This window comes from Sphingopyxis granuli (genome assembly GCF_001559015.1).
Lineage (GTDB): Bacteria > Pseudomonadota > Alphaproteobacteria > Sphingomonadales > Sphingomonadaceae > Sphingopyxis > Sphingopyxis granuli.
Window position 1 is genome coordinate 1,994,894 of the sequence record NZ_CP012199.1, and the last position, 26,836, is coordinate 2,021,729.

The 26,836-nt window shown below is 64.2% G+C and carries 28 protein-coding genes and 1 tRNA gene; 4 read left to right on the forward strand and 25 right to left on the reverse strand.

Annotated features, from left to right (window positions below; genetic code table 11):
- Window positions 1–40: 40 nt before the first annotated feature.
- From glyS to SGRAN_RS09215, 3 genes are all read left to right on the forward strand, one after another.
- Window positions 41–2,038 (forward strand): glycine--tRNA ligase subunit beta, encoded by a 1,998-nt coding sequence (gene glyS, locus SGRAN_RS09205; RefSeq protein WP_067182856.1) that lies wholly within the window; start codon window positions 41–43, stop codon window positions 2,036–2,038.
- A gap of 114 nt (window positions 2,039–2,152) precedes the next feature.
- Window positions 2,153–4,813, forward strand: a complete 2,661-nt coding sequence (gene ppdK / locus SGRAN_RS09210; protein ID WP_067182859.1) for a pyruvate, phosphate dikinase — start codon at window positions 2,153–2,155, stop codon at window positions 4,811–4,813.
- A 94-nt stretch (window positions 4,814–4,907) separates the two neighbouring features.
- Window positions 4,908–4,984, forward strand: a tRNA-Arg gene (locus tag SGRAN_RS09215).
- 152 nt (window positions 4,985–5,136) lie between these two features.
- Here the strand turns inward: SGRAN_RS09215 and SGRAN_RS09220 are convergent.
- From SGRAN_RS09220 to SGRAN_RS21675, 11 genes are all read right to left on the reverse strand, one after another.
- Window positions 5,137–5,346 carry a hypothetical protein gene (locus tag SGRAN_RS09220; protein ID WP_067182862.1) on the reverse strand — a complete coding sequence of 70 codons (210 nt, stop codon included), beginning with the start codon at window positions 5,344–5,346 and terminating at the stop codon, window positions 5,137–5,139.
- The gene (locus SGRAN_RS09225; protein ID WP_067182865.1) at window positions 5,346–6,407 is read right to left on the reverse strand and encodes a phage portal protein; all 1,062 of its coding nucleotides are present in this window, start codon (window positions 6,405–6,407) and stop codon (window positions 5,346–5,348) included. Before SGRAN_RS09225 ends, SGRAN_RS09220 begins: the two co-directional genes overlap by 1 nt.
- Window position 6,408: 1 nt before the next feature.
- Window positions 6,409–6,924 (reverse strand): hypothetical protein, encoded by a 516-nt coding sequence (locus tag SGRAN_RS09230; RefSeq protein WP_148650846.1) that lies wholly within the window; start codon window positions 6,922–6,924, stop codon window positions 6,409–6,411.
- Entirely contained in the window at window positions 6,921–7,529 is a 609-nt protein-coding gene (locus SGRAN_RS09235; RefSeq protein WP_067182870.1) for an HK97 family phage prohead protease, read from the reverse strand. The genes SGRAN_RS09230 and SGRAN_RS09235 overlap by 4 nt, the downstream gene beginning before the upstream one ends.
- Window positions 7,529–8,794 (reverse strand): phage major capsid protein, encoded by a 1,266-nt coding sequence (locus SGRAN_RS09240; RefSeq protein WP_067182871.1) that lies wholly within the window; start codon window positions 8,792–8,794, stop codon window positions 7,529–7,531. The genes SGRAN_RS09235 and SGRAN_RS09240 overlap by 1 nt, the downstream gene beginning before the upstream one ends.
- 10 nt (window positions 8,795–8,804) lie before the next feature.
- A complete protein-coding gene (locus tag SGRAN_RS21670) occupies window positions 8,805–9,116 on the reverse strand; it encodes an HNH endonuclease (RefSeq protein ID WP_082737178.1) in 312 nt (103 codons plus the stop codon).
- Window positions 9,113–10,624, reverse strand: a complete 1,512-nt coding sequence (locus SGRAN_RS09245) for a terminase large subunit domain-containing protein (protein WP_148650847.1) — start codon at window positions 10,622–10,624, stop codon at window positions 9,113–9,115. Before SGRAN_RS09245 ends, SGRAN_RS21670 begins: the two co-directional genes overlap by 4 nt.
- A 310-nt stretch (window positions 10,625–10,934) precedes the next feature.
- Window positions 10,935–11,306, reverse strand: a complete 372-nt coding sequence (locus SGRAN_RS09250; RefSeq protein ID WP_067182874.1) for a hypothetical protein — start codon at window positions 11,304–11,306, stop codon at window positions 10,935–10,937.
- Window positions 11,307–11,776: 470 nt separating this feature from the next.
- A complete protein-coding gene (locus tag SGRAN_RS22825; protein WP_067182877.1) occupies window positions 11,777–12,019 on the reverse strand; it encodes a hypothetical protein in 243 nt (80 codons plus the stop codon).
- Window positions 12,020–12,315: 296 nt separating this feature from the next.
- Complete coding sequence (locus SGRAN_RS09260) at window positions 12,316–12,840, reverse strand: hypothetical protein (RefSeq protein ID WP_210434219.1); 525 nt, start codon at window positions 12,838–12,840, stop codon at window positions 12,316–12,318.
- A gap of 174 nt (window positions 12,841–13,014) precedes the next feature.
- On the reverse strand, window positions 13,015–13,197 hold the full coding sequence (locus SGRAN_RS21675; protein ID WP_237233994.1) for a helix-turn-helix domain-containing protein: 183 nt from the start codon (window positions 13,195–13,197) through the stop codon (window positions 13,015–13,017).
- Window positions 13,198–13,385: 188 nt separating this feature from the next.
- On the opposite strand from SGRAN_RS21675, the gene SGRAN_RS09265 reads away from it, so the two are divergent.
- Entirely contained in the window at window positions 13,386–14,546 is a 1,161-nt protein-coding gene (locus SGRAN_RS09265; RefSeq protein WP_067182882.1) for a tyrosine-type recombinase/integrase, read from the forward strand.
- Between the two features lie 60 nt (window positions 14,547–14,606).
- Here SGRAN_RS09265 and SGRAN_RS09270 read toward each other — a convergent pair whose 3' ends face one another.
- The 14 genes from SGRAN_RS09270 to trbB form a co-directional block, all read right to left on the reverse strand.
- A complete protein-coding gene (locus SGRAN_RS09270) occupies window positions 14,607–16,280 on the reverse strand; it encodes a recombinase family protein (protein WP_067182885.1) in 1,674 nt (557 codons plus the stop codon).
- Window positions 16,277–16,675, reverse strand: coding sequence for an HVO_A0114 family putative DNA-binding protein (locus SGRAN_RS09275; protein ID WP_067182888.1), 399 nt, complete (start codon window positions 16,673–16,675; stop codon window positions 16,277–16,279). The genes SGRAN_RS09270 and SGRAN_RS09275 overlap by 4 nt, the downstream gene beginning before the upstream one ends.
- Before the next feature lie 19 nt (window positions 16,676–16,694).
- On the reverse strand, window positions 16,695–17,015 hold the full coding sequence (locus SGRAN_RS09280; RefSeq protein ID WP_067182889.1) for a hypothetical protein: 321 nt from the start codon (window positions 17,013–17,015) through the stop codon (window positions 16,695–16,697).
- A gap of 152 nt (window positions 17,016–17,167) precedes the next feature.
- The gene (locus SGRAN_RS09285) at window positions 17,168–17,383 is read right to left on the reverse strand and encodes a DUF2274 domain-containing protein (RefSeq protein WP_067182892.1); all 216 of its coding nucleotides are present in this window, start codon (window positions 17,381–17,383) and stop codon (window positions 17,168–17,170) included.
- Between the two features lie 2 nt (window positions 17,384–17,385).
- Window positions 17,386–18,498, reverse strand: coding sequence for a TrbI/VirB10 family protein (locus SGRAN_RS09290; protein ID WP_455363801.1), 1,113 nt, complete (start codon window positions 18,496–18,498; stop codon window positions 17,386–17,388).
- Window positions 18,499–18,524: 26 nt separating this feature from the next.
- Entirely contained in the window at window positions 18,525–19,484 is a 960-nt protein-coding gene (gene trbG, locus SGRAN_RS09295; protein ID WP_067182896.1) for a P-type conjugative transfer protein TrbG, read from the reverse strand.
- On the reverse strand, window positions 19,481–20,170 hold the full coding sequence (gene trbF / locus SGRAN_RS09300) for a conjugal transfer protein TrbF (protein WP_067182899.1): 690 nt from the start codon (window positions 20,168–20,170) through the stop codon (window positions 19,481–19,483). The genes trbG and trbF overlap by 4 nt, the downstream gene beginning before the upstream one ends.
- Complete coding sequence (gene trbL / locus SGRAN_RS09305; protein ID WP_067182901.1) at window positions 20,167–21,522, reverse strand: P-type conjugative transfer protein TrbL; 1,356 nt, start codon at window positions 21,520–21,522, stop codon at window positions 20,167–20,169. The genes trbF and trbL overlap by 4 nt, the downstream gene beginning before the upstream one ends.
- A gap of 3 nt (window positions 21,523–21,525) precedes the next feature.
- Window positions 21,526–21,804, reverse strand: coding sequence for a putative entry exclusion protein TrbK-alt (trbK-alt, locus tag SGRAN_RS09310; protein ID WP_067182904.1), 279 nt, complete (start codon window positions 21,802–21,804; stop codon window positions 21,526–21,528).
- 21 nt (window positions 21,805–21,825) lie between these two features.
- Window positions 21,826–22,593 (reverse strand): P-type conjugative transfer protein TrbJ, encoded by a 768-nt coding sequence (trbJ, locus tag SGRAN_RS09315; protein ID WP_067182906.1) that lies wholly within the window; start codon window positions 22,591–22,593, stop codon window positions 21,826–21,828.
- A complete protein-coding gene (gene trbE, locus SGRAN_RS09320) occupies window positions 22,590–25,034 on the reverse strand; it encodes a conjugal transfer protein TrbE (protein WP_067182908.1) in 2,445 nt (814 codons plus the stop codon). The genes trbJ and trbE overlap by 4 nt, the downstream gene beginning before the upstream one ends.
- 13 nt (window positions 25,035–25,047) lie before the next feature.
- Entirely contained in the window at window positions 25,048–25,326 is a 279-nt protein-coding gene (locus tag SGRAN_RS09325; RefSeq protein WP_067182911.1) for a VirB3 family type IV secretion system protein, read from the reverse strand.
- Complete coding sequence (locus tag SGRAN_RS09330; RefSeq protein ID WP_082737180.1) at window positions 25,326–25,694, reverse strand: TrbC/VirB2 family protein; 369 nt, start codon at window positions 25,692–25,694, stop codon at window positions 25,326–25,328. The genes SGRAN_RS09325 and SGRAN_RS09330 overlap by 1 nt, the downstream gene beginning before the upstream one ends.
- A complete protein-coding gene (gene trbB, locus SGRAN_RS09335; RefSeq protein ID WP_067182913.1) occupies window positions 25,691–26,686 on the reverse strand; it encodes a P-type conjugative transfer ATPase TrbB in 996 nt (331 codons plus the stop codon). Before trbB ends, SGRAN_RS09330 begins: the two co-directional genes overlap by 4 nt.
- Between the last annotated feature and the right edge of the window lie 150 nt (window positions 26,687–26,836).

Below are 26,836 nucleotides of genomic sequence, written 5' to 3' on the forward strand. Positions count from 1 at the left end.
CGCTCGATGCGAACGGGGTTTGGGGTTCGGAGGATCTGGCATGACCGACTTCCTTCTCGAACTGCGCAGCGAGGAAATTCCTGCCCGTATGCAGGCCGGCGCGCGCGCCGAGCTGGAAAAGCTGTTCCGCGCCCGGATGGCGGCGGCGGGGCTGGCGGTCGGCGAGCTGACCGTCTGGTCGACTCCGCGCCGCCTCGCGCTGATCGCGAAGGGCCTTCCCGACGCGACCGCCGCGGTCAGCGAGGAGTTGAAGGGCCCGCGCACCAGCGCGCCGCCGCAGGCGCTCGAGGGTTTCCTGCGCAAGACCGGGCTGACGCAGGACCGGCTCGAAGACCGCGACGGCGTCTGGTTCGCGGTGATCGACAAGCCCGGCCGTGCAACGAACGAGGTGCTGGCGGAGGCGATTCCCGCGATCGTCCGTGCCTTCGCCTGGCCCAAGTCGATGCGCTGGGGCCGCGACAGCGCGAACAGCGACAGCCTGCGCTGGGTGCGGCCGCTGTCGGGCATCGTCGCGCTGTTCGGCGAACGGTTGATTGCGTGTGAAGTTGGCGGGATTTCCGCGAGTTTCGCAACGCGCGGCCATCGCTTCCATTGCCCGGGCGAAATCACCATCGGCTCGGCGGCGGATTATGCCGACAAGCTGCGCGCCTGCCATGTCATCGTCGATCAGGAGGAACGCGCCCGCATCATCCGCGAAGGCGCGGCCAGGGTCGCGGCCGACGCCGGGCTGACGCTCGTCGAGGACGAAGGGCTGGTGGTCGAGAATGCCGGGCTCACCGAATGGCCGGTGCCGCTGCTCGGCCGCTTCGACGAGACCTTCCTCGAGGTGCCGCCCGAGGTGATCCAGCTCACGGCGCGGGTGAACCAGAAATATTTCGTCGTGACCGGCTCCGACGGCAGGCTGGCGAACGGTTTCGTCTGCACCGCGAACATCGCCGCGAGCGACGGCGGCGCGGCGATCGTCGCGGGCAACCGCAAGGTCCTCGCCGCGCGCCTGTCCGATGCGCGCTTCTTCTGGGAACAGGATCAGAAGAAGACGCTGGCGCAGCACGCGGAGAAGCTGGCGAGCATCACCTTCCACGAAAAGCTCGGCACCGTCGCCGACAAGGTCGAGCGCGTCGCGAAACTGGCCGAATGGCTGGCGAGCGAAGATATCGTCCCGAACTGCGACCCCGCGCTGGCGCGGCAGGCGGCCGAACTGGCGAAGGCCGACCTCGTCACCGAAATGGTCGGCGAGTTTCCCGAACTGCAGGGCCTGATGGGCGGCTATTACGCCCGCGCCGAAGGCCTGCCCGATGCCGTCGCCGACGCGATCCGCGATCACTACAAGCCGGTCGGGCAGGGCGATGAGGTGCCGACCGCACCGGTGACGGTAGCCGTGGCGTTGGCGGACAAGCTGGATACGCTGCGCAGCTTCTTCGCGATCGACGAGAAACCGACCGGATCGAAGGACCCGTTCGCGCTGCGCCGCGCCGCGCTCGGCATCATTCGGATCGTGACCGAAAACGGCCTGCGTTTCCCGGTCGGGGAGGGGGATCTGCTCGACTTCTTCGCCGATCGCCTCAAGGTCCAGCAGCGCGAGGCCGGCGTCCGCCACGACCTGATCGACGCGGTTTTTGCTCTCGGCGGCGAGAGCGATCTCGTTTGTTCGCTCGCGCGCGTGCAGGCGCTGCAAGCCTTCATGGCGACCGACGACGGCGCCAATCTTCTCGCGGGCTACAAGCGCGCCGCCAATATCCTGAAGCAGGCGGGCGAGGTGACCGATGCCGCTGCCGCCACCGCGCCTACGGAAGTCGATGCAACCCTGCTCGCCGCGCTCGATGCCGCCGAACCCGCGGCCTCGGCTGCGGTCGCCGCCGAGCATTTCACTGAGGCCATGGCCGCGCTCGCGACGCTTCGCGCGCCGATCGACGCTTTCTTCGACGGCGTGATGGTCAACGATCCCGATCCGGCGGTCCGGGCGTATCGCCTGGGCCTGCTCGCCCGATTTACCGGCGCCGTCCATGGCGTCGCCGATTTCTCGAAGATCGAGGGCTGACGCCATGGCTATGCGGCATCCCTTATAGTGCGCGAAGCAAATCTGAATCGACCATAGGGCGTGGCGTCCCTATTTCCCCGCCAACCCTCCTCCCCGGGGCAGCAGGAGCATGACATGACGACGATGGTGCATTTGTTCGGCGGCACGGCCACGACGGCCGAGCGTGCGAAGGAATTGCTGGGCGGCAAGGGCGCGAACCTGGCCGAAATGGCCTCGATCGGCCTGCCGGTGCCGCCGGGCTTCACCATCACCACCGAAGTCTGCACCGCCTATTACGACAATGCGGAGCAGTTCCCCGCCGGCCTGGCCGACGAGGTCGCGAGCGGCATCGCGCATATCGAGGGGCTGACGGGCCGCGCGTTCGGCGACCCCGCCAATCCGCTTCTCGTCTCGGTCCGCTCGGGCGCGCGCGTGTCGATGCCGGGGATGATGGACACCGTCCTCAACCTCGGCCTCAACGACCGCACCGTCGCCGGGCTCGCCGAAGCGTCGGGCGACCCGCGCTTCGCGTGGGACAGCTATCGCCGCTTCATCCAGATGTACGCCGACGTCGTCATGGGCCTCGACCATGCGGCGTTCGAGGAAGCGCTGGAAACCGCGAAGGAAGACAAGGGCTTCTATCTCGATACCGAGATGGCGGCAGAGGATTGGCAGGCGCTCGTCATCGAATATCAGGCGATCGTGCAGCGCGAGACCGGCGCGCCCTTCCCGCAGGAGCCGAAGGATCAGCTGTGGGGCGCGATCGGCGCCGTCTTCGCGAGCTGGGAAAGCGACCGCGCGAAAGTCTATCGCCGCCTGAATGCGATCCCCGGCGAATGGGGCACCGCGGTCAATGTGCAGGCGATGGTGTTCGGCAACATGGGCGACACGTCGGCGACCGGCGTCGCCTTCACCCGCGACCCCGCGACCGGCGAGCGCGCCTGGTACGGCGAATGGCTGATCAACGCGCAGGGCGAGGACGTCGTCGCGGGCATCCGCACGCCGCAATATCTGACCCGCGCGGCGCGCGAGAAGGCCGGCGCCAAGCCGCTCAGCATGGAAGAGGCGATGCCGGAGACCTTCGCCGAACTGGGCAGCGTCTTCGACACGCTCGAAAACCACTATCGCGACATGCAGGACATCGAGTTCACCGTCGAGCGCGGCAAGCTGTGGATGCTCCAGACGCGGAGCGGCAAGCGCACGGCGAAGGCGGCGCTGAAGATCGCGGTCGACATGGCGGCCGAAGGGCTGATCTCCGAGCAGGAAGCGGTGCAGCGGGTCGATCCCGGTGCGCTCGACCAGCTTCTCCATCCGACCCTCGACCCGAAGGCACCGCGCGACGTGCTGACCAAGGGGCTGCCGGCGAGCCCCGGCGCCGCGTCGGGCGAGATCATGTTCGATGCCGACAGCGCCGAAAAGGCTGCGGGCATGGGCAAGGCGGTGATCCTCGTCCGCATCGAGACGTCGCCCGAGGATATTCACGGCATGCACGCCGCCAAGGGCATCCTGACCGCGCGCGGCGGGATGACCAGCCACGCGGCGGTCGTCGCACGCGGCATGGGCCGCCCCTGCGTCTCGGGTGCCGGCGGGCTCAGCATCGACGGCGCGGCGCGCGTGCTGCGCGTCGCCGGGCGCGAACTGCGCGAGGGTGACGTCATCACCCTCGACGGGTCGACCGGCGAGGTGATGGCGGGCGAGGTGCCGACGCTGCTTCCCGAACTAGTCGGCGACTTCGGCACGCTGATGGGCTGGGCCGACAAGGTGCGCCGGATGAAGGTCCGCACCAACGCCGAGACCCCCGCCGACGCGCAGGTCGCGCGCGATTTCGGGGCCGAGGGCATCGGGCTTTGCCGCACCGAGCATATGTTCTTCGACGCCGCGCGCATCGCCGCGGTGCGCGAGATGATCCTCGCCGACAGCGAGGATGGCCGCCGCGCCGCGCTCGCCAAGCTGCTGCCCGAGCAGCGCGGCGATTTCGCCGCGATCTTCCGCGTGATGGCGGGCCTGCCGGTCACCATCCGTCTGCTCGACCCGCCGCTGCACGAATTCCTGCCGACGCGCGAAGAGGATTTCGCCGAGGTCGCCGCCGCGGCGGGCGTCGGAATCGAGGCGCTCAAGGCGCGCGCGAGCGAACTGCACGAATTCAACCCGATGCTCGGCCATCGCGGCTGCCGCCTCGGCGTCACCTATCCCGAAATCTACGAGATGCAGGCACGGGCGATCTTCGAGGCGGCATGCGACGTCGCTGCCGAGACCGGCTCGGCGCCGGTTCCGGAAGTGATGATCCCGCTCGTCGCCACGCGCCGCGAATTCGACCTGATGAAGGCGGTCGTCGATGCGGCGGCGAAGGCGGTGTTCGCCGAAAAGGGCCGCGAGATTGCCTATCTGGTCGGCACGATGATCGAACTGCCGCGCGCCGCGCTGATGGCGGGGGAGATCGCGCAGGCGGCCGAATTCTTCAGCTTCGGCACCAACGACCTCACCCAGACCACGCTCGGCGTCAGCCGCGACGACGCGGGCCGCTTCCTGACCCAATATGTCGACAAGGGTATCTTCGTCACCGACCCCTTCGTCAGCATCGATGTCGAGGGTGTCGGCCAGCTGATCGAGATCGCGGCCGAGCGCGGCCGCGGCGCGCGCGCGGGCATCAAGCTCGGTATCTGCGGCGAGCATGGCGGCGATGCGCCGAGCATCCATTTCTGCGAGCGGACCGGCCTCGACTATGTCAGCGCCTCGCCCTACCGCGTCCCGATCGCGCGGCTCGCGGCGGCGCAGGCGGCGCTGAAACGCGGTTGATCGCCGCGGCGGCGCGATCCCCTGTTCGCCGGTCGAAAAAGGCGAAATAGGGGGTTGCGCCCCCCCGCGACTGTCCGTAAAGGCACCGCTCCACGCACCCGTAGCTCAGCTGGATAGAGCACCAGACTACGAATCTGGGGGTCGGACGTTCGAATCGTTCCGGGTGCGCCATATTTTTCAATGACTTAGCGAAGAATATGGCCCCTCAGCGTTGTTGCACCATGTTCCACGCAATTCCGCAGATTTCCGTGGGTTTCAAACCGGTGACGGCGACTCCATGCAACATGGATGCAACACGGCGTGACATGGGAAACGGCAAAAACTCAGCCGTTGCGGTGCGATTCGCCGATTATCCCATAAATGTTATATCCCTTGCTGGCCTTTTTGCCGCTGAGGGCTTCCCGGCAGGCCGCCACTAGATCGAGGAACGATTCGGCGTCCGACGCTTTAGGGGGGTGTTTATGTTCCTCTTCCCACAAGCGGAACGCCATTTCGGATACTGCGGCTTCTAAGTTGTTTTTGATGTGAGTCATCACTCTGCCCAATCAATGAAGGATAGCGCGTCTTCCACCGCTTGCGGATCGAGACCCGCCTCCTTGGCCTGTGTCAGTGCCTGAACCATCGCGCCAAAAGCACGGGCACGACCGCCCGCATCAAAGGCTTGCGCTGGACGCACGACGTCAATGGAGATTTGGCTGGCAAGCTTGTCGCTTGCTTCTTCTGCCATCATAACGGCCATGGGCTGCAAAATCCACTGCGCCAAATGCCGTTGAGCTTCCCTGACAAGCGGCCCCTGCGCGTTGCTCGCAAACATAGCGGGCAAAACACCGAACGCGGCAAAGATTGCGCCACGGGCTTCGCTGAGGGACTGCAAGGCCTGCGACGGCTGAAGGTCTGGCGTCACACCTTGGGGCTTCCAGTCCTGCGCTGGCGTCGGCCCTCCGGCAGCCGTCACGTTCACAGACTCACGGAGCATGACCCGGCCCCGGCGAGCGCGGAAACCACGGCCCAGCGTATCGAGGTCCACGTCGGGGGATTCGGGAAACGGAACGACTTGCGAGCCGAGCGGCGCGTTTTCGTAAACCTCAGCCAGCGCCGATTCCAACGTGTGAAGCAACCCAGCCGTAAGCTGTGCCCGGCGCAAGGGAGCCTGTCCTGCCCACGGTGCACCCGGATCAGGGGCTACGCGAAAATGCAGCACCTCGGCAGCCAGCACGGTTTCGTTCCGCCCGCCGCCAATCTCGGGAATGGCAACACGATAGGCCTTAGGCACGCCGTCACGGGTAGAGAGGTCATAGTCCACAATCGGGATGAGCTGGTCACGGATCAGAAACACCGCCTCGCCGCGCAGAGCCAGCGCACGGGCCGCGATGGCCATGTCCTGTCGCCGTAGCATGTCGGTGCCGGTAATGTCGGCCAGCGCAAAGCCGGATTCCCATAGGCTAACGCACGTTTGCACTGTCGCAGTCAGATCGCCCAGACCCAAGCGCCCCGCCACATACGCCTCCCGCGCGGCCATGACCTGAGAAGTATATCCCGCATTTGACGCCGAGCGGGTTTCGGGCTTGTTGAAGAAACGCTGTAACAGGCCCATTTTAGACCCTCCTGTATGGACGCAGCAGATCGCCAGCGCCAGAGTTCGCCATTGCCATCGACGGGGATATTTGATCGCCACGGATCGACACGTCGGCGGAGCCGGAGCTGAACCTGTTGACTCCCACGGGCAGCCTGCTTCCAGCTTCGATATATTTTGCATAGCGGCGGACGGCTTCCAGAACGACAGCAGGAGCAGGGCCAGCGCCGACCGAGCCGGTGATCGTCACCAGACCGCAGGGGAGAATATAGCCTCCCAGAGGGCCAGTTTCAGGCGCATAGGGCGCATCGTCGCCGACCTGAATCGTTAGCGATGTAACAGGAGCCAGCGGCGGCACAAACTCGCAGCCAGTGGACAGCACGCGCCATTCCACCGAGCGCGGCGTATAGCGAAAGGCGATGTGATACTCGATACGCTGCCACGCGACGGCCAACGCTGAGCCGGTCACGCCCTCGACGGCGGGATAGCTTTCTGGAATCCCCTCGAGTTGCGTCAAAATGGCTTGCTCTTTCCTCACGCCCTCCACCTCCGCAAGGCGTTGAGATACGCCGCAGGGGGCACATCTGGGGCAGGATTGAAGTGGCGAAGATCGGCCTCCGTGTCGTGATACGCTGGCCGCGTCACCATCGAGAGTTCAAACAGGATCGCCGCGAAAATGGTGCGGATCAGGGCTTTCCCCTCGGCTGGATTCTCTTCCGTCGTCTCTTCCGGCTTGGCGACAACCTCAGGCGGGGCAACGCGAAAGCCGGGGCTAATGCCGCCGATAAGGCCAGCTTCGAATGCCGCGATAAAATCCTGTGCCCATGTGCTTCGTAAGATTTCCGGCGTTAAGATCGCTTCGAAATTCAATGCCGCTGATGTGTCGGAGAGCAGCAGGGTGCCCGCCTTGCGTGACGCCAGCGGTTTGTCGAACGAATGCCCGATTAAGAGGTGAACATCCCGGTCGGCGTCTTCCACGGCGTAGGAAAACGCACGGGGTGCAAACTCTTCTTTCTTAGGCCGACGCCCATTGCCGCCTGCATCCATCACCGCGCGCTTGCGATAGGGAAAGCTGCCCCTCAGGCGGCGAGTGCCATCACCCGCCGCCCTCAGTTCCAGCCCCGCATCAAAGACGGGGGCCATCAGCTCGGGTCCGTGATCTCAAGGCCGGTCACAACCTGAAGCTGCGCCGGTCGAGCCACCGTAACGTCGGCAGTCGTGAGGGCCGTGAGCCGGAGACCGCCCGATTGCGCGTCCGAGAACGGATCGCGGATCAGATCGACCGCACCCCACAGGCCGACGAACACCGGAGCCACACCGCCCGCGCTTGTGGTCAGCAACGCCACCGGCGGCGTGCCTCCCGGCGTCGGCAGGGCATTGGCGGTCTGGACGATTCCCCCGAGCTGCGCCTTCGCGCGATCAAACTCGGTGACGCCGGAGCCGGTGAAGGCCTCGGTGCCATCCATGTAGCTCCACATTTCGGGACGAATCAGCGCCTTCACCGCCTCGGGGCCAGATGCCGCGTTCGCCGCCATGAACCGCACCACCGCAGCCCGCAGCGCTGCCCACGTTGCCGGACCCGCCGCGCTCGTGCTCGTAATGCCATAGGTGCCAGCGCCCGCGACGACGCCGAGGGGCTGACCGTTCGCACCCGTGCCGAGGAAAATCGCCTTGTCGAGTTCGGCGCCCATGGTGCCGGACATATCGCGACGGATTGCCTGTTCCAGCGCATCGCCCGATTGCAGCATTGCTTTTCGGCTGACACGCATGTGAATGCCCAGCGTCTGTTCGGGTTTCAGGGCCTTGTCGGTCGTCGCATAGGTCGTCGGACCGGCCACATTGGCAAGTTCACCGTTCGCCCAGCCTGCCGTGACCGCGCTGGTCGTCACCGGCCATTCAACTGCACCGCTGCCGATTTGGATCAACTGCGCTCCCATCTGCGCCGCCACGCTACCCGGAAAGAGCCGGTCTATGACGGGTCGGGTCTGGATCGGGTCGGGCGTGCCGCTGGCGATAGTTTCGCCGGCGCGGGTTTCCAACGCCATGAGCGGGACAGGGACGCCGCGATAGCCACCAGCGCTGCGAAGTTCCTGCACAACCTCAGCAGTTCGGCCCTCAAGTGTCCGGCCCTCGTCGAGAGCAAGCACAACCTGCCGCATCTCGAAACCGGCAACAAGATCAGCAAACTCGCGGTCGCTGCGGGTTTCGAGTTCGGTGCCAGCTTCGCGGCGCTCGCCATCTTCAGCGATCAACGCGGCCCGATAGCGAGTCTCGTTTGCCCGATATTCGGCGTCGAGCGTTTCCATCGACCGGATTTCGTCCGCCGTAGCATCGGCCTTCCCGGCTAGAGTGGAGAGTTCGGAGCGGATTTCGCTCTGGCGGCGAGAGATTTTAACGGATTCAAGCATTCAAGGAGTCCTATTCAGAGAGTGTGGAGGGAGGAGAGAGGCGCATAAATTCGCGCCATTGCTGCCGTTCTGGCGACAATTCTGGGTGCCCGCATTCGACGCGGGTTTTCTTGCTGTGACATGTGCCGCACAAGGTCTGGGTATTGTTGATGTCGAAGGCGAGTTCGGGATTGGACCGAAGCGGCTTGATATGATCGACCTGCAACCGCTGACTGGAACCGCACTTTACGCACGCGAAACCGTCGCGCCGCTTGGCCTGTTGGCGTATCGCTTTCCAACGCGCCGTTTTGTAAATGCTGGCTCCGTGGCGTTCCCATTTCATGCCCAGCCTATCCGTGCCTTTTGGCGAGCAGGCCGGGCAACTTGTCGGGCGCCCTCAGCAACCGCGAGCACCGTGGCGGCGGCAGCATCAATGCGACCGAGGGAGCGACCCTTGGCGAGCTTGGCGTTGCCTGCCGGATCGACAAGCGTAATGGCGTCCGCGAAAGCAGACCGGAGCAGGAGAGAGGGAAGTGTCTTGACCTGCCCGTCGAACAAAGCCCGCCTGAAGCGCTCGATGTCTTCCGCGCCGTCTTTCCATCCGAAACCGCGCCAAATGAAGGGGACGCGCGAGAGGCCTGCCTTGGCCATTGCTTCCGTGAATTCAGCATGACGGAACCGGTCGCCCACGATGCAAGTCACCGGATAACCGTCCAGTTGCCGAACCACGCTGGCCAGCCAAGGACCGGGGGGCACGGTATTTTCGCCCAGCACGGATAGTTCGCCGCGCTCGTGCATCTCCGAATAGCGACCAGATACGCCATCCGCTGCGCCACGATCAACGAGGCCAGGAAGCGCCGGGAAGGTGCCGATGGACTCAAGCCGTCCCGTCATCGGCCAAAACATCGCCGCCGCCGACATAGACCGCGAGCCGCCAAGATCGACGCCGAGCACGCACGGGCCATCCCGTTCCGGTAGTTCAGAAACCTCAGCAGATAGCCATTCGTCCACCGTCACCAAAACGGAACGATCCTCAGTCGAGACGCGCTCGTTTCTGTTGAGATTACGGAAGGACGCAAGGGCCGAGCCGCCCCGCGCAATTGCCCGCTGTGCCTGCGCTTCCAGCCATTCCAGCGACGCACCGATGCCCTCCAACGCCCCCGGGTTAGCCTGTAGCAGGGAGTCCCTATCGTCAGCAGGGAGGCCAAACGGGGGCCGATGCTCTTGAACAAAAGTTCCCGGCGGAGGTTCGTCTAGCCAGCGCGAGAAAGTGTTGGCGTCATCTGGGGCAGAGGTGGAAATGATGAGCGCCTTGCCGTTTCGTTTGCCCAGACCTGACAAAATAGCGTTTTCGAGCAGATCGCCTTTGTCGCGTTCCCATGCCGCCCGTTCGTCGAGGATAGCCAGATTAGGTGCCCCGCCCAGAATCGAACGCCCGTCGGCGGCAATGCAGCGCGCCAGACCCGTGCCGTTGTTGTCGTATTCGATTTCGAGCCGTGAGCCGCGCCGGATCGTGAAAAGTTCGCGCTCCTCCTCAGGCAGGCCGTCGATAAAGCCGACCATGAATCCAAATGCCGTTTTGGCCTGATCGCGGTTGCGCGCCGCCATGATAATCTCGCGACGCGGCTGGTCATCCCAGACACCCATGACTGCGCCAAGAGCTATTCCAGCAGACAGCGCCGTTTTGGCATTGCCGCGACCGATGCTTAGACACCCGACCATGACATCGGGGGCCATCGCCCCGCGCACAAAGTCTTTTTGGTATGAGGCCAGCCTGAGGGGTTCGCCCGCCTTCGGACCCTCGGGAATTTTGAGCGTTTCGAGGAAGGAAATGACGGCCTCAGCGGTCATATTTTTCCCCGGAATTTTGGGGAGAGAGAAAGGAAGACCCCCACCCCCGAAGCCCCCCCCCACAGGGATGCCTACTATTGGAACCAAGTCCGAGGGGGGTGTCCCCCGCCCGTTCCGCCCGTTTGTGACACCGGACGAGCGAGCGAGGGACGGGTCGGCGCTTTGGTTCTTCTGGCCGCATGGGCCGCGCCGACGTAACCAGCAAGGAGGCGTTCTCACCTTGCCGGATCTGGTCTCTTGAAACTGTGCTGGAGGTCGAACGCATGCGAACCATATGCCCGCAGCGCCGGTGCTGAGTTACCGCCGCACCCTAGCCTATCGCCCTCCCACGGCATTCCCATGCGAAACCCAAAGTGTCTCGGGATACCGAGAGGATGGAATAAGTCTGCCCGCCAAACGGCCCATCCGTCACGCTAACCGTCGGAACCGAATCCAGAGCATCCGGCCCAAGGATCAAAAGCCGCACGTCGCGCTCCTGAAAGTCTGCATCAAGGCGCATGGCTTCCGTCACGTTGTCAACCTGCACGTGAACCGCAATGCTGTAAGGCGTGCCGGGGTCGATGATACTCCCGCCCAGATCGTAAACGGGTTCGCCCGGATAGTTGAGCGTTCCCGGATGATACGGCCCACCGACCGCAGAACTGATAGATAGGGCTATGTCACGGAAAGCATCGTCGAGCATTGTGCTCAGATACGATACCGGTGCGCTAGCCTTTACGTCCCTAGTCGATGTAACAACTGCGGCCTGCGCCAAACCCATCAGCTATATTGTTCTTTCTGCGAGCTTCCACTCGCGTCCCTTCATCGACGGAGCTGAGAGTATAATGAAAAACCACCCCTGCTGGTCCAACAGAAAATGTTACCTCGGTTCGACTGTCATCGCCGACAGCCAGCGGCGTTCGACCTACTGTACCCAGAGTTTGTAGCAGGCAATCTCTGACGTGAGCGAGTGTCCGGGAGGTCACTACGTCATCTTGCACTTCTCGGCCGCGAATATCGTTAAGCGTTGTAACGCACCCAGCAAGGGATGCAGCCATCGCACCTAGTAATACCAATCGCATCGATGTCTCCCCCTAACAGGTACAAATCTACACGATTTGCGGTTTCTCGTCAAAATACTGGCCATTGCCGATAGAAGCCTGTGGCAAGGCCTTAGGACGGATCAAGCGCGCAACCCGCGCCATCGTCGCCAACTTCTATCGCTCGTGCCAATTCCATGAAGAACGGAGCGTCGGTTTGATTGTAAACTACGCCGTTGCTTGGCGTGGCAGCTTCCCGCAAATTCCTGGCTATTGCCTCTATGGTGTCGTCGCTGAGCTGACCGCCCTCGCGCAGGCCATTAACAATTGCCATGAGCGTCATCCGAAATGCACGATTGCTTATATCTAACGACATAAATTAATCCTCCCGAAAATTCTCTATCATTTTGTAAATTTATAGAGATACCCCGGAGCAGGGAAATGTAATTGTCAGGAAGTTGCATAAGAACCGCAACCTAACGGGAAACGCAAGCGGTGATGGTCTGCGCTGACACCACACCTAAGCACCCTCCTGCCCCAGACTTAGAAAACATCTCGGCAAGCGATAACGCTGGAACCTAAACACCGACAGTGAAGTTTTGTCTCTATATATATTTGGGCAAAATTCGGTGCCACGGTGCCACGCTTTTTATACTAAATTCGGTGCCACGCTTACGCGGCCTTTTGCAACGGTGCCGAAAAAAAATCGTCGAGGCATATCCGCGTTGCCTTGCCGTTGACCCGGAGCTTGATAAACGGTCGCCCCGTCCCTTTGCGGTGGACCTTGTATGTCTTCCCGGCATATTCAACGGATTCAGGAACGGGCGGTTCGTCCGGTTTGACTCCGCTACGCAGCTTCTTCGCCAGCGCGAAAAGCAAGTGTTGAAGGGTCTTGTACTCCTTTTTCTGAATCCGAATCCCTTCGCGCTCCACCATCGCCTCCAAAGCCTTTTTTCCACCCTTAGGTATTTTCTGATACCAAACCCAGTTTTCGATCTCGTGGCCGATATATTTCTCTATCGCCTCGCGCGTGTCCCTGACGTGATACGGTGCGAAGTCATGCGCGATCAGCCCCGGGTTGCAGATCACCGCTTCGACAACATGCTGCTCAATCTTCGCTAGGTGCGCTGGCCGAGGCGTTGATTTGAAGACTCGGATTTCCGCATCGAGGCCAGCTTGCCGCGCCGTGTCGCGCATTTCCCGCTGCATATTCATGGCCCGTTGGAAATCGACCAATGAAGGAAGGTTCGCCCTCGGTGGAGCGCCAGCGGCGGTTGTTTGCGCGTATCGCGCCGCTACATTTGAAAGTGTCAATCGTCAATGACTCCGCCGGGCGACGTTAGCGCGTCGCCCGGCATTTTTTGTTGCTGATTAGGCCGCTGCTGCCGTGAAGGCGCGTTCCAGCTCCGATTTCCGAAACAAAAGTTTTGCGCCCATCCGAATCGCTGGAATCCGGCCCTCTGCCGTGAGATGGTAAACGGTTCGCGCGGGAAGCCCGAGATAGTCAGCAGCCGCCTTCGCGCCGTCGAGCAAGTCATTCTTCAATTCACTCAATTCTTCGACCTTTCCACAAGATTTAGCCACCCCCGATGGATGACCCACCACCATAGTATTGCGCGGAATTCGCGCGGCAAGGGCGTAGCATCCGAAGTGAAACGCAATACCGCCGTATGAGCACGCTTTGACGCAATTAGATTGACTTGCTCTGGATCGGTCGGACCGATTCGACGTAGGAGAACGGAATGGCAACGATTCGTAAACGTGAATGGACCAGCCCCAAGGGCGAAGAGAAAACCGCTTGGCTGGTCGATTACCGCGATGGCAGCGGGGCGCGGAGGTTTAAGCAGTTCAGCCGGAAGAAAGACGCAGACGCGTGGCTGACAAGCGCGGCGTGGCAAGTGTCTCAAGGGACACATACGCCGGATTCCCAGAGCATTACAGTTGCCCAAGCTTGCGACATCTGGATCGCAGCGGCGGAGAGCAAGGGGCGTGAACGCGGCACCATCCAACAATACCGGCAGCTCGCCGACCTCCACATCGCGCCGCTGATCGGGGCCGAGAAGCTGTCCCGTCTCACCCAGCCCAAAGTTGCGGCTTTCGTCGATAAACTATTGGAAGCGCGATCACGAGATATGACACACAAAGCGGTCCGGGCGTTGGCGCGCGTTTTGGGAGAAGCCCAGCGGCGGGGCTTGATTGCGCAGAATGTTGCTGCCGGAGTTAAGGTTGAGCGATCGTCCCGCGAAAAGGCGAAGGTCGAGATTCCCGGCAAGGACGAATTGCGCGCCCTGATCGAGCATGCCGACGCGGATATGAAGCCGCTGGTTATGACGGCAATTCTCACCGGCCTTCGAGCATCAGAGCTTCGTGGCCTCCGCTGGGCCGATGTCGATTTCAAGGCTGCCACGATTTCGGTCAACCAGCGAGCGGATAAGTTTTGCCAACTAGGTCCGCCCAAGTCGAAAGCAGGCTATCGCACAATCCCGATAGGCGCGGCGCTCGTGAAAGCGCTGAAGGAATGGAAACTGCGCTCCCCTAAAGGCGAGCAGGGCCTCGTGTTCCCGAACCGGCAGGGCGGCGTGCAGGATTACGGCAACCTCTTGCGTCGGCGCTTTTACGGTTTGCAGATCGAAGCTGGTCTCGCTGATCCTGTCATAGAGAAGGGAAAGCCTAAACTGGACGACAAGGGCAGGCCGGTGATGACGCCGCGCTATGGCATCCACGCTTTGCGACACGCCTGCGCGAGCGGATGGATCAAGCAGGGGGTGGACCTCAAACGCTTGACCACTTGGCTGGGGCATTCGAGCGTTCAAATGTCCATCGACGTTTACGGGCACCTGCTCTCTGACCCAGACGGCGACGCTGCGCTGGTCAATGCTGCCCACGCTGAATTGCTTGGATAGGTGGAACATAGATGTAACATGGGTGGACGAAACCCGCATAAAACCTATATTACAAAAAGACTACGAATCTGGGGGTCGGACGTTCGAATCGTTCCGGGTGCGCCATTTCAGTACAGAACCACTAACGCCGAATGCCGCCGATTTCCCGCTGGAAGCGGCAACCAGCGTGCGTAGCAGTTCCGCTTTCGATCCCATGATGCGAACTTCGTCGTCAGCGACCTCAACGCGCTGCGCCAGGGCGCGAAGGTGCTCGCGCCGATAGCCGCCCTCTTCGAGCCGAAGTCCTGCGCGCGCGGCGCTGGATAGCGAATCGAGCATGTCGACGGTGATCGTCTGATTGCCGGAGCTATCCAGCGTCGCCTGCAACCGCTCGGCTTCGGCCTTCGCCTGATCGCGAATCGCCTTGAGGCTGGTCATCCGCTCTTTCAGGTTCTCGTCGTTCAAATCGGCAAGGCCGGCTTCGATCGCGTCATAGAGACGATTGAGCCGTGCTTCCGTTTCCGTGACGCGCCGGTTGATTTCGGCGAGTTGTTCCCGACGGCGCTCGGCACGATCGCTGCGACGGTCGAGCAGACTGGAGAGGATCTTTTCCAGGCGCGCGGGCACCAACAGGCGCTCGTCCAGATGGTTCGCGACCAGATCGTCGAGCTTCCCCATCTGGATCGTGCGGCCGACGCAGCCGGTCTTGCCCTGCCGGGCCTTGGTCGAGCAGGTGTAGTAGCGATATTCAGCGCCCGTGCTTCCCCTGCCGGTGCGCAGCGTCATCGCGCCCCCGCACTTCGAGCAAAAGCAGATGCCCGTCAGTAGGGTCGGCCCGCTGGTGACGCGGGCGGGCACCAAGCTCGGGTGACGAGATTTCAACCGGGCCTGCACCAAGTGGAAGACTTCGCGCTCGATGAGCGGCGGCACCTCCATGATCGCGACTTCGCTCTCCGGCTTCTTCTCCCGGTTCTTATGAGTGCGCGTGTTGAAGCGATGCTGGCCGATATAGGTCGTGCGGGTGAGGATCGCGTGGATTTGCGCGAGGCCCCAGCGCCCGCCGTCGCGGGTGAACAGGCGGCGTTCGTTGAGATAGCAGGTGATCGCCTTGACGCCCAAGGGGCCGGTGTTGCCGTCCCCCTCAAGGAACAGGCGATAGATCATCCGCACGGTCTCGGCGTGCAGCGGATCGATCTCCAGCTTCTTCTTGGTCTTCGATCCCCGCTGCTCGGCCGCGATGATGCGGTAGCCGATCGGCGGCCGCGCGCCGTTCCAGAAGCCTTGCCGTGCATTCTCGTTCATGGCGCGCAGGACGTGCTTGGCGTTTTCCTTCGACTGATATTCGTCGAACAGGGCCATGATCTGCCGCATCATGACGTGCATGGGGTCGTCGCCCATCTCCTGTGTGATGGAGACGAGCTTGACGCCGTTCTTGGCGAGCTTGCGGACGTAGAACTCCAACTCGAAGTGATCGCGGAAGAAGCGCGAGAAGCTGTGAACCACGACGACATCGAACGGCGCGGGCTTGCTGGTCCCGTCTTCGATCATCCGCTGGAACTCGGGGCGCTTGTCGTTGGTGGCGGATGCGCCGGCCTCAACGAAGGTCTCGACAAGCTCATAGCCGCGCGCGGCGCAATAGGCTTCGCCCTGCTTGCGCTGATCGGGGATCGACACGTCATGCTCGGCCTGGCGCGTCGTGGAGACACGCAGATAGAGGGCGGCGCGCAGGGCGACATGCGGGGACTGAATGTTCATTGCTGGCCTCCCTTGACCTTCTGAGGCGCTTTGGCGGCGGTCAGCGGCAGCACCAGTTCGATACGATCATATGCGAGCTTGGGGGTCAGCTTGAGGCCCCGGCCCTTTTCCATGCGGATGAGGCCGTAGCCGGCCATCGTCTTGAGGGTGCGCGAGACATTCGGTTGCGCCCGCCCGGTGATCTTCGCCAGCTCTTCCACGGATTCGGGCGCCTGCTCGTGAATGATGCGCAACAGGTCGCGGTTCCCGGTGGACAGTATCCGCGCAAAGGATTCCGTTGATGGGAACCAGACGGTCGGATCGCCCGGCGCGGGTTTCTTCTCGCCCGCCGCGATCTGCCGCGTCCGGTCCTTCATTTCCTCATAGTCGGCGATGCCGACTTTCAGTGTAGCCATAGTCAATTCCGCCCATCGTTCACTCTTTGTCCATATCGTTTTCTGATATGATTTTCAAGTTATTTTCTCCGAGCTTGCTATAGAGAGGGCCACCGAACAGGCGGTCCAGCAAGTCGCCGAAATAGCGCTCGAAGACGTCGACCTCTTCTTCCGTGACGGGCACGAGATCGGGCCAATCGTCGTAAACCGGTAAGTCGTGCTTGTCGGTGCGAGGCGCGCGCCGCCCCTTTTGCGAGCGCGGCTCGGGATCGGCAGCATAGTCGTAAAGGTCGGTGGGCGTCGCCTTGGGGGCAACCCTGCGCGCGCGCCGTCGAGGCGCTGCCGTTCTTTCTGTGCTCATGGGATTCCTCCATTGTTCGGCTTATCGGATTGCGGGCGTCACGAGACCCCGGCGATCGGCGAACAGTGGAGAGGAAACGGCGGCCTGTAGCGTGCCGCATTCGCGCTTGCGCGCTGGCGGCACCCCCGCAAATCGGGGATGCCGAGGGCCGATCAGTCGGCCGAGCGCCGAGCCTTCGCGAACCCCCTATCTGTCGCGATGAAGCGCTCCAGCATCGGCACGATCAGCTTGGCGGGCTCGACCGGCGCACCGGCTCCAGCGAGAAGACGGCCGTAGTCGGTGAGATCGCGATGGAGCACGGCGGGCAACTCCACCGTGATCCTGACGGGTTTGTCGTCCGCAATGGGGCCGAGTTTCAGCTTGGTCATGGTCAGCTCCTGTAGGGTTCGAGCACCAAATCCTTGGTGACGATGACGCGCACCGGGAAACCGGGCCGGATGGTCAGGGTCGGTGCAACCTGCAACTGGCGCTGGACGATCTGCTGACCGGCCTGGTTGACCGTATCCTGCGCGCCGTCGCGGATGGCACGGATCAGGCGGTCATTGTCGTCGGTGGCGAGCTCGGCGCCGACGCCGAGCAGCGTTGAGAGCGCGGCAGCCTTGGCGAGATCCCACCAGTGGTAGTCAACGCCATCCTCCAGGCCGGCATAGCCTTGCGTGTCCGCTCCCGGCTGGCGCTCGAGGACGATGGAGCGGCCGTTCGGCATGATGAGCCGGTTCCAGACGAGCAGGACGCGGCGCTGACCGAACTGAACGGCGTTGTCGTACTGACCGATGAGCCGAGTGCCCTGCGGCACGAGCAGGATGCTGCCGGTCGGGCTGTCATAGATGTTCTCCGTGACCTGCGCGGTGATCTGGCCAGGAAGATCGGAGCGGATGCCGGTGATGAGCGCTGCCGAGATGACGGCCCCGGCCTGAAGCACGAAGGGCGACGCCGGCGGCGTGACGCGATCGGGCGTGACAGTGCGCCGGTCGGCCGCGGCGTTAAGGAACGCAAGCTGCCTGTCCTGCGCGGTCGGCTGTCCCGTCGCGCTGGCGGGATCGAAGCCGGCAAGCCCTGGCATCGTGCCGGGCGTGTTGGTTGTCGTCGATCCCTGCCGGGACTGGAAGAACACGGTGCTGAGACGGGCGGCCTCTTCCTCGGCGCGGCGACGCTGTTCGGCCTCGTCGATGCCGGGCGTCGGGACCACGGGCGGCACGACCGGCTGACCGGCATTCTGAGCACTTAAGATGGGGCCGCCGAGATCGCCCGGTAGCGCCGGCCCGAGGACCGGGCCGGTATAGTCGCGTGGCAGGCCGGCAAGACCATCCGCGGGCTGACGGTTGGCGGTGGAATAAAGCTCCTCGCCGCCGTCGCCGCCGGTGCGCGTCTGAAGCGCGTAGATCAGCGCCCCGCCGATCCCGACCAGGGCGACGGCCGCGACGCTGGCGAGCATCTTGCGGGACAGGCGCGTGACGCGGGGTGCTTCGGCGCGCAGGCGCATGGGAGCTGCATTGGATTCGGCTTCGGTCATGATTGCGGTCTCTCGTCGGTGCGGACGATCCTGACGGTCTGCTGGCGGTCGCCGGCGCCAAGGCGCAGCTCGGCCGCGCCGAACAGGCGATCGACGATCAGGATATGTTGGTAGATGCGGGTATTGGCGATCTGCGCCTCGCCCTCGGGACCGATGACGAAGATCGGCGGCATCTCGCCTTGCACGATGCCGCGCGGGAATTCGACATAGACACGGCGGCCGTCGTCATAGACTGCGACGGGCTTCCATGACGGATTGCTGGAGCCGGTCAGGCCGTAGCGATAGTTGCGGGCGGCGACGGCCGGGATGACCGGCGTTGCCGGGGTGGCCTGACGCCCGCCGCCGGCCGGTTGCGGATAGGCCCAGGCGACGGCCGGCATATAGGGCTTCTCGCCCGAGCGCAGCTCGACCATGTAGGTGCGCCGGTCGGTGGTGATGACGAGGTTCGTGGTGATGTCGGCGCGCGTCGGCTTCACCAGCACATGGACGCGGCGAGCGACGCCGGAGCCGGATTCCGTGTCGCCGATGATCCAGCGAGCGGTGTCGCCGGCTGCGATCGGGCCTGCGCCGGTCAGGCTCTCGCCCGGTTCGAGCGCGATGTTGGTGATCTGGCCGGGGGCGGCATAGACCTGATAGAGCGCGCCTTCGCTCCATGGATAAACCTGAATGGCGTTGAAGTAGCCTTCTCGGCGCGGCTGCACGCGGGCGGCGGCATTGGCGTTCTCGACGCGTGCGGTCGGCGTGCTGCCCGCAGTGCCGCCGCGCGCAACAGTCCAGGCGGGCGGGACATGGATCGGCTTCAGCCGCTCATCCGTCACAGCGGCAGGAATGGCCGGCAGCGGTGGGACGCTGGCGTCGTAGGAGATTTCCGGCGGGCGGTTCGTGGCGCAGCCGGCGAGCATGGTCGCCGAGAGCAGAACGGCCGCCATTGCGGGTTTGCGAACAGCACGGTTCATTGGCCCATCTCCCGCGACCAGTTGATGGCGTTGACATAGATGCCGAGCGGATTGGCTTTCAGCCGTTCGGCGTCTCGGGGCGGCTGAAGCGCGATGGTCAGGATGGCGGTCCAGCGCTCGGTCGTGGCGAGCTTGCCGTCCTCGTAGCGCCGCTCGGTCCAGGCGACGCGGAACGAATCCGGCGAGGCGCGGATGACGCTGGAGACCTCGACCGCGATCTGCTGCTTGCCGACCTTGGCGAAGGGATCGTTGGCGCGGGCATAGTCGTTGAGCGCGCCTGCGCCGCGATCGGTGGTCCACTCATAGGCGCGAAGCCAGTTCTGGCGGACGATAACGGGATCGGCCGGGATGCTTCTGACTTGCTCGATGAAGCGGGCGAGATGCCATGCGATCTGCGGATCGGTCGGCCGATAGTCGGCCGTCGCCGGCGCAACGGCCTGCGAGTGGCCGAGATTGTCGACCTGCACCACCCAGGGCACGACGGTCCCGCGCGCCGACTGGATAACGAGCGCGGCGGCAAAGCCGGTCGAGAGGAACAGCGAGCCGAAGGCCATATAGCGCCAGTTCTTCGCCTGCACGCGGGCCGAGCCGATACGATCGTCCCAGACCTGTGCCGCGCGCTGATAGGGCGTCTCGGGCTGCGGCGTCTTGCCGTAATGCGTGGCGGGTCGTCTGAAGAGGTTCATGAGCGGTCACTTTCTAAGAGGTTGACGGAGGAGCCGGAGGCGTGGCTGTCGCCGGAGCGGATGGCATGGGCGGTCGCCTGAACGCCGTGGCTCGTGCGCTGCGAGCGCTGCATTCGCTTCGCCCAATCGGGCTGGCCCTTAGCGGTGCGGGTGGCGGAAGCGGCGTCGGCTGCTGCATCGACGGAACCGCCGACCGTCCCCATGGTCGAAGAGCCGCCCGTGACGCCGAAGCCGCTTTTCACGCCATCGGAGAAGCTGGACTTGACGCTGGCTGCTGCACGGCGCAGCGGCGACATGGCGGCGGAGCCTGCCGCGCGTCCGACGCCTCCCATGCCGGAAGCGGCACCCGCCGCGCCGGACTGGCCGAGCGAACCAAGGCTGAAGGCTGCGGATGCCGCACCGGCGGCTGTCGCACCGCCGCGCACGGCTGCGGCTCCACCTGAGAGCATGGCGGCTCCAACGCGCGCAGCGAGTATCGCGCCACCGCCTGCGGCCATGGTCGCGCCGGCGGCGCCGAGACCCGTGCCGACGGCAGCGCCTGCGCCGAGCTGCGGACCGCCGGAGACGAGGCCGGACGCAATGCCCGGTCCGAAGATGCCGAGACCAAGAAGCGATAAGGCTGCGAGGACGACGGCCATGGCATCGTCGATGCTCGGGGTCTGGCCGCCGAACCCTTGCGTGAATTGCGAGAACAGCGTCGAGCCGATGCCGATGATGACGGCGAGGACGAGAACCTTGATCCCGCTGGAGATCACATTGCCAAGCACTCGTTCGGCCATGAAGGCGGTCTTCCCGAAGAGGCCAAACGGGATCAGGACAAAGCCGGCGAGCGTCGTCAGCTTGAATTCGATCAGGGTGACGAAGAGCTGGATGGCGAGAATGAAGAAGGCGAGAATGACCAGCGCCCAGGCGAAGAGCAGGCAGGCGATCTGGATGAAGTTCTCGAAGAAGGCGACCCAGCCCATCAGGTCGGAAATGGATTCGAGCAACGGCCGGGCCGCGTCGAGGCCCGTCTGCGCGACCTTGCCTGGCCGCATCAGGTCGGCGGTCGAGAAGCCTGTGCCGGAGCCCTTGAGGCCGAGGCCGGCGAAGCTCTCGAAGACGATCTTCGACAGGTTGTTCCAGTTGCCGATGAGATAGGCAAAGACGCCGACGAACAGCGTCTTCTTCACGAGGCGAGCGATGATGTCGTCATCCGCGCCCCAGGACCAGAACAACGCGGCGAGCGTCACGTCGATGACGATGAGCGTCGTGGCAATGAAGGCGACCTCGCCGCCAAGCAGGCCGAAGCCGCTGTCGATATAGCGGGTGAAGACCCCGAGGAAATTGTCGATGACGCCAGCGCCGCCCATGGCTCATCTTCCTTCCGGTGCAGCCGGAGCCGACTGACGGCCGAGGAAGCGGTCACGGGTCTCGGCCCAGACGCGCAAGCAATCGGCGTCGTTCGCCGCAGCCTGCCCAAGCTGCTGACATCGGCGCTGGCCTCCGCGCAGCGGGTCGGAAGCGGGTTGGTGAAGACGCACCGGCGAAGATGCCGTCGCGTCCTCCTTGCGGGTCAGCTCGATCACCGTCGCCGTGATGGCGGCGGCAACGAAGACGATAGCGCCGAGGCGAGCCAGCATCTTGCCGTCCATGGGAATGCTCCTTTCTGGCCCTCAATTGCCGTTGCTGAACATCTGCGCGTTGCCCGGCTGGTAGCCCGAGCCGGGCGTCAGGAACCGGCGGCGCTGTTCGCGGCCCTGTTCGGCGGCGGCGGCGCGCTCCGCATCGGTCAAAGCGCTCGCCCGGCCATTGGCCGAGATCACCGCGACGAGATCGGAAAGCTGCTGCGACTGGAGAGCGAGGAGCTGGTTGCCGGCCTGCGTGGCCTGTAGCGCGCCGGTCGCGCCCTGGCTCTGGCCGATCAGCGCCGACATCTGCGCGCGGTTGCTGTCGATATTGCCGACAGCACCGGCCTGCACGCGCATGGCGTCCTGCAAGCCGCCGACCGTGTTCTGCCAGCGCGAGCGCGCATTGGCGACGAGTTGCTGGTCGGTGGCCGACATCGAGACATTGCCGTACTGGCTCTGGAACGCCTGATCGATCTTCTGGACGTCGAAGGCGATGTTCTGCGCCTGCTGCAAAAGCTGCTGCGTCTTTTGGACGGACTGCTGAATCTGCTGGAGCGCGGAGAACGGCAGGCTCGCCAGGTTCTTCGCCTGATTGATGAGCATCTGCGCTTCGTTTTGCAGGCTCGTGATCTGATGGGTGATCTGCTCCAGCGAGCGTGCGGCGGTCAGGACGTTTTGCGCGTAGTTCGTCGGGTCATAGACGATGCGGCCGAAGCCGAAGGCGTGCGCCGGCTGCGTCGCCAGCATCGGCGAAACGGCCAGCATGGTCGCGGCGAGGATCGCAGCGCGCGAACGGGTGGAACGGGTCTTCATGGCAGGGTCTCCTTTTCTGCTTGGGGGAAGTTCGGGATGAGATCGACGGCCCAGGTCGCGTCGCGGGCGGCGAGCCACGCGGCGAGGAAGCCTTCGCGGCCGTGCTCGGCGACGAGATTGGCGATCAGGGTCTGGTCGGATTTCGAGGAGGCGGCGCAGAGCGCGAGGCCAACCTCGCTGAGCCCCAATTCGAACAGGCGATTGCCGCGTCGCGACTGGCAGTAATAGTCGCGCTTCGGCGTTGCCCGCGCCAGAATCTCGATCTGCCGGTCGTTCAATCCAAAACGCCGATAGATCGCCGTGATCTGCGGCTCGATCGCGCGCTCGTTCGGCAGGAGCAGCCGCGTCGGACAGCTCTCGATAATGGCCGGGGCGATATTGCTGCCGTCGATGTCCGATAGCGACTGCGTGGCGAAGATGACAGACGCGTTCTTCTTGCGCAGCGTCTTCAGCCATTCGCGGAGCTGGCCCGCAAAACCTTCGTCGTCCAGCGCCAGCCAGCCCTCGTCGATGATGAGCAGCGTTGGGCGACCGTCGAGCCGGTCGCCGATGCGATGGAACAGGTAGGACAGCACGGCCGGAGCCGCGCCCGTTCCGACAAGCCCTTCGATCTCGAACGCCTGCACGGCGGCGCGGCCGAGCTGTTCAGCTTCGGCATCGAGCAACCGGCCATAGGCCCCGCCAACGCAGTACGGCCGAAGCGCCTGCTTCAAGTCGTTGGACTGGAGCAGGACGCTGAGGCCGGTGATGGTCCGCTCTTCGACCGGCGCGGAGGCAAGCGAGGTCAGCGCCGTCCAGATATGCTCCTTGGCTTCCGGGGTGATCGTGATGCCTTCGCGCATCAGGATCGCCACGATCCAGTCGGCCGCCCAGGCGCGTTCATAGGTGTCGTGGATGCGGGCGAGCGGCTGGAGCGCGACGGAGAACTCGTCGCCCTCGGTCAACCCGCCGCCGAGGTCGTGCCAGTCACCGCCCATGGCGAGCGCGGCGGCGCGGATCGAACCGCCGAAGTCGAAGGCAAAGACTTGCGACCGCTCATAGCGCCGGAATTGGAGAGCCATCAGCGCGAGCAGCACGGACTTGCCCGCGCCGGTCGGGCCGACGACCAGCGTATGGCCGACGTCGCCGACATGCAGGGATAACCGGAACGGGGTCGAGCCTTCGGTCTTGCCATACAGCAAGGGGGGAGCACCGAAATGCTCGTCCCGTTCCGGCCCCGCCCACACGGCAGAGAGGGGAATCATGTGGGCGAGATTGAGCGTCGAGATGGGCGGCTGGCGGACGTTCGCGTAGGCATGTCCGGGCAATGAGCCGAGCCAGGCATCGACGGCATTGATGGTTTCGATCATGGCCGTGAAATCGCGGCCCTGAATGACCTTCTCGACGAGGCGGAGCTTCTCGTCGGCAAGACGCGGATCGGCGTCCCAGACAGTGATCGTCGCCGTGACATAGGCCATGCCGGCGACATCCTGCCCAAGCTCCTGCAAGGCCATGTCGGCATCGGCCGCCTTGTTCGCGGCGTCCGTATCCACGAGGGCGGACGCCTCGTTGGTCATCACCTCTTTGAGGATCGCGGCAATGCTCTTCCGCTTCGCGAACCACTGACGGCGGATTTTGGTGAGCAGCTTGGTCGCGTCGGTCTTGTCGAGCAGGATCGCGCGGGTCGACCAGCGATATGGGAACGCGAGCCGGTTGAGGTCGTCCAGCAGACCGGGCGTCGTCGCGGTTGGAAAGCCGATGATGGTGAGGACGCGCAGATGCTCGGACCCAAGGCGCGGCTCCAGCCCACCGGTCAGCGGTTGATCGGCGAGCAGCGCATCGAGATAGACCGGCGTCTCGGGCACGCGGACGCGATGCCGGTTGGTCGAGACGGTCGAGTGCAGATAGGTCAGCGTCTCGCCGTCATTGAGCCAGTCGCATTCGGGCATGAAGCCGTCGAGCAGTGCCAGCACGCGGTCGGTGCGATCGGTAAAGGCGCGCAGGATCTCGTGCGGATCGACGCCGCTGCACTCGCGGCCATCGTATAGCCAGGTCTCGGCGCGGGCGGCTTCCTCGGCCGGCGGCAGATAGAGGAAGGTCAGATAATAGCCCGACACGAAATGCGCGCCGGCTTCCTCGAAATCCGCTTTCCTCTCGGCATCGACCAGGCCGGAGGCCGGATCGGGGAATTGGCTGTCGGGATAGGTCGCGGCCTCGGAGCGCTGCGCCTCCACGAAGATCGACCAGCCGGAGCCGAGCCGACGGAAGGCGTTGTTGATGCGGGATGCGACCGCGACCAGCTCGGCGGCGACGGCGCTGTCGAGATCGGGACCGCGAAACGATGCGGTGCGCTGGAATGAGCCATCCTTGTTGAGCACGACGCCGGGCGCGACCAGCGCGACCCAGGGCAGATAGTCGGCAAGGCGGCTGGCAGAGCGGCGATATTCGGCGAGGTTCATCATGGTTGCGCCTCCCTCAGACCGCGAGGAAAGCCGGGATGCGCAGATGCCTGCGCCCGACTTCGACGAAGAGTGGATCGCGCTTGGCGGCCCAGACCGCCGCGAAATGCCCGATGACCCAGATAGCCAAGCCGACCAGCCAGAGGCGCAGGCCGAGGCCCACGGCCCCGGCCAGCGTCCCGTTGAGGATCGCGATGGAACGCGGTGCGCCGCCGAGCAGGATGTGCTCGGTCAGCGCCCGGTGGACCGGCACGGTGAAGCCCGGCACGTCCAGTTGCTCGAACGCGCCCGCCATCAGACCAGCGCTCCGCCGCCGAAGCTGAAGAAGCTGAGGAAGAAGGAGCTGGCTGCGAAGGCGATCGACAGGCCGAAGACGATCTGGATCAGGCGGCGGAAGCCGCCCGACGTGTCGCCGAAGGCCAGCGCGAGGCCGGTGGCGATGATGATGATGACGGCGACGATCTTGGCGACCGGCCCCTCGATCGACTGTAGGATTTTCTGGAGCGGCGCTTCCCACGGCATGGAGGAGCCGGAAGCGTAAGCCGGCGGCGTGGCCGTCATCATCATGATGGTGACGAGCGCGGTCGAGGCTGCGAGGCGATCATAGGCACCGCGCAGGACCGAGGGTTTCGACGGTTTTTGGACATTGATCGGGGGCTTCATGCGGAGTCTCCTGTGCTGCTGGGGATGGCCAAAGGGATGGCTTGGGTGACGCGGTAATCGCCGTCGGCCGTGAGCCCTTCGACGCGGGCGAGTTCGGCGAGCCGGCGCGCGGAACCGCGGCCGGAGAGGACGGCAACAAGGTCGATGGTCTCGGCGATCAGGGCGCGCGGGACGGTGACGACGGCTTCCTGGATGAGCTGTTCGAGCCGGCGCAGCGCCCCGATGCCGGTTCCGGCGTGGATGGTGCCGATGCCGCCCGGATGGCCAGTGCCCCAGGCTTTGAGGAGGTCGAGCGCTTCCGCGCCGCGCACCTCGCCGATGGGGATGCGGTCGGGCCGTAGCCGCAGCGACGAACGGACGAGATCGGAGAGCGTGGCGACGCCTTCCTTGGTCCGCATGGAGACCAGATTGGGGGCGCGGCATTGCAGCTCGCGGGTGTCCTCGATGATGACGACGCGATCGGCCGTCTTCGCCACCTCGGCGAGCAGCGCATTGGTCAGCGTGGTCTTGCCGGTGGAGGTGCCGCCCGCGACAAGGATGTTTGCGCGGGCCGCGACGGCTTCGCGCAGGGTCGCGGCCTGATCGGCGGTCATGATGCCGGCCGCCACATAGTCATCGAGGCCGAACACCGCGAAGGCGGGCTTTCTGATTGCGAAAGCCGGCGCAGCGACGACGGGCGGCAATAAGCCTTCAAATCGCTCGCCGGTTTCCGGTAGCTCCGCCGAGACACGAGGAGCGCGGGCGTGAACCTCCGCGCCGACATGATGGGCGACCAGGCGCACGATGCGTTCGCCATCAGCGGCCGACAGCGTCTCGCCCGTATCGGCCAGACCTTCGGACAGCCGATCCACCCAGATACGGCCATCCGGGTTCAACATGACTTCGACGACGGAAGGCTCTTCCAGAAACCGTGAAATCGCCGGCCCCAGCGCCGTGCGAAGCATCCGCGCGCCGCGTGCGATGGCTTCCGGTTTTTGATGGCTGGTCGTCATATCGGCCCCGTTTCTCCACGAGGCGCAACAGACGGTCCCCGGATCGGGGTCGATTAAAAGAGCCTGAAATCAGGCCGAATCAACAAGTATTGAGAGCCGTGCGGCGGTCGGCGGCTGACGGCGGCGAATGGGATGGACAGCAAAGGCGCG

Bases quoted from the DNA above. Each gene is read 5' to 3' on its own strand.
- glyS (WP_067182856.1), top strand. From the start codon at position 41: ATGACCGACTTCCTTCTCGAACTGCGCAGCGAGGAAATTCCTGCCCGT.
- ppdK (WP_067182859.1), top strand. From the start codon at position 2,153: ATGACGACGATGGTGCATTTGTTCGGCGGCACGGCCACGACGGCCGAG.
- SGRAN_RS09220 (WP_067182862.1), bottom strand. From the start codon at position 5,346: ATGACTCACATCAAAAACAACTTAGAAGCCGCAGTATCCGAAATGGCG.
- SGRAN_RS09225 (WP_067182865.1), bottom strand. From the start codon at position 6,407: ATGGGCCTGTTACAGCGTTTCTTCAACAAGCCCGAAACCCGCTCGGCG.
- SGRAN_RS09235 (WP_067182870.1), bottom strand. From the start codon at position 7,529: ATGGCCCCCGTCTTTGATGCGGGGCTGGAACTGAGGGCGGCGGGTGAT.
- SGRAN_RS09240 (WP_067182871.1), bottom strand. From the start codon at position 8,794: ATGCTTGAATCCGTTAAAATCTCTCGCCGCCAGAGCGAAATCCGCTCC.
- SGRAN_RS21670 (WP_082737178.1), bottom strand. From the start codon at position 9,116: ATGAAATGGGAACGCCACGGAGCCAGCATTTACAAAACGGCGCGTTGG.
- SGRAN_RS09245 (WP_148650847.1), bottom strand. From the start codon at position 10,624: ATGACCGCTGAGGCCGTCATTTCCTTCCTCGAAACGCTCAAAATTCCC.
- SGRAN_RS09250 (WP_067182874.1), bottom strand. From the start codon at position 11,306: ATGCTCGACGATGCTTTCCGTGACATAGCCCTATCTATCAGTTCTGCG.
- SGRAN_RS22825 (WP_067182877.1), bottom strand. From the start codon at position 12,019: ATGTCGTTAGATATAAGCAATCGTGCATTTCGGATGACGCTCATGGCA.
- SGRAN_RS09260 (WP_210434219.1), bottom strand. From the start codon at position 12,840: ATGCGCGACACGGCGCGGCAAGCTGGCCTCGATGCGGAAATCCGAGTC.
- SGRAN_RS09265 (WP_067182882.1), top strand. From the start codon at position 13,386: ATGGCAACGATTCGTAAACGTGAATGGACCAGCCCCAAGGGCGAAGAG.
- SGRAN_RS09270 (WP_067182885.1), bottom strand. From the start codon at position 16,280: ATGAACATTCAGTCCCCGCATGTCGCCCTGCGCGCCGCCCTCTATCTG.
- SGRAN_RS09275 (WP_067182888.1), bottom strand. From the start codon at position 16,675: ATGGCTACACTGAAAGTCGGCATCGCCGACTATGAGGAAATGAAGGAC.
- SGRAN_RS09280 (WP_067182889.1), bottom strand. From the start codon at position 17,015: ATGAGCACAGAAAGAACGGCAGCGCCTCGACGGCGCGCGCGCAGGGTT.
- SGRAN_RS09285 (WP_067182892.1), bottom strand. From the start codon at position 17,383: ATGACCAAGCTGAAACTCGGCCCCATTGCGGACGACAAACCCGTCAGG.
- SGRAN_RS09290 (WP_455363801.1), bottom strand. From the start codon at position 18,498: ATGCGCCTGCGCGCCGAAGCACCCCGCGTCACGCGCCTGTCCCGCAAG.
- trbG (WP_067182896.1), bottom strand. From the start codon at position 19,484: ATGAACCGTGCTGTTCGCAAACCCGCAATGGCGGCCGTTCTGCTCTCG.
- trbF (WP_067182899.1), bottom strand. From the start codon at position 20,170: ATGAACCTCTTCAGACGACCCGCCACGCATTACGGCAAGACGCCGCAG.
- trbL (WP_067182901.1), bottom strand. From the start codon at position 21,522: ATGGGCGGCGCTGGCGTCATCGACAATTTCCTCGGGGTCTTCACCCGC.
- trbK-alt (WP_067182904.1), bottom strand. From the start codon at position 21,804: ATGGACGGCAAGATGCTGGCTCGCCTCGGCGCTATCGTCTTCGTTGCC.
- trbJ (WP_067182906.1), bottom strand. From the start codon at position 22,593: ATGAAGACCCGTTCCACCCGTTCGCGCGCTGCGATCCTCGCCGCGACC.
- trbE (WP_067182908.1), bottom strand. From the start codon at position 25,034: ATGATGAACCTCGCCGAATATCGCCGCTCTGCCAGCCGCCTTGCCGAC.
- SGRAN_RS09325 (WP_067182911.1), bottom strand. From the start codon at position 25,326: ATGGCGGGCGCGTTCGAGCAACTGGACGTGCCGGGCTTCACCGTGCCG.
- SGRAN_RS09330 (WP_082737180.1), bottom strand. From the start codon at position 25,694: ATGAAGCCCCCGATCAATGTCCAAAAACCGTCGAAACCCTCGGTCCTG.
- trbB (WP_067182913.1), bottom strand. From the start codon at position 26,686: ATGACGACCAGCCATCAAAAACCGGAAGCCATCGCACGCGGCGCGCGG.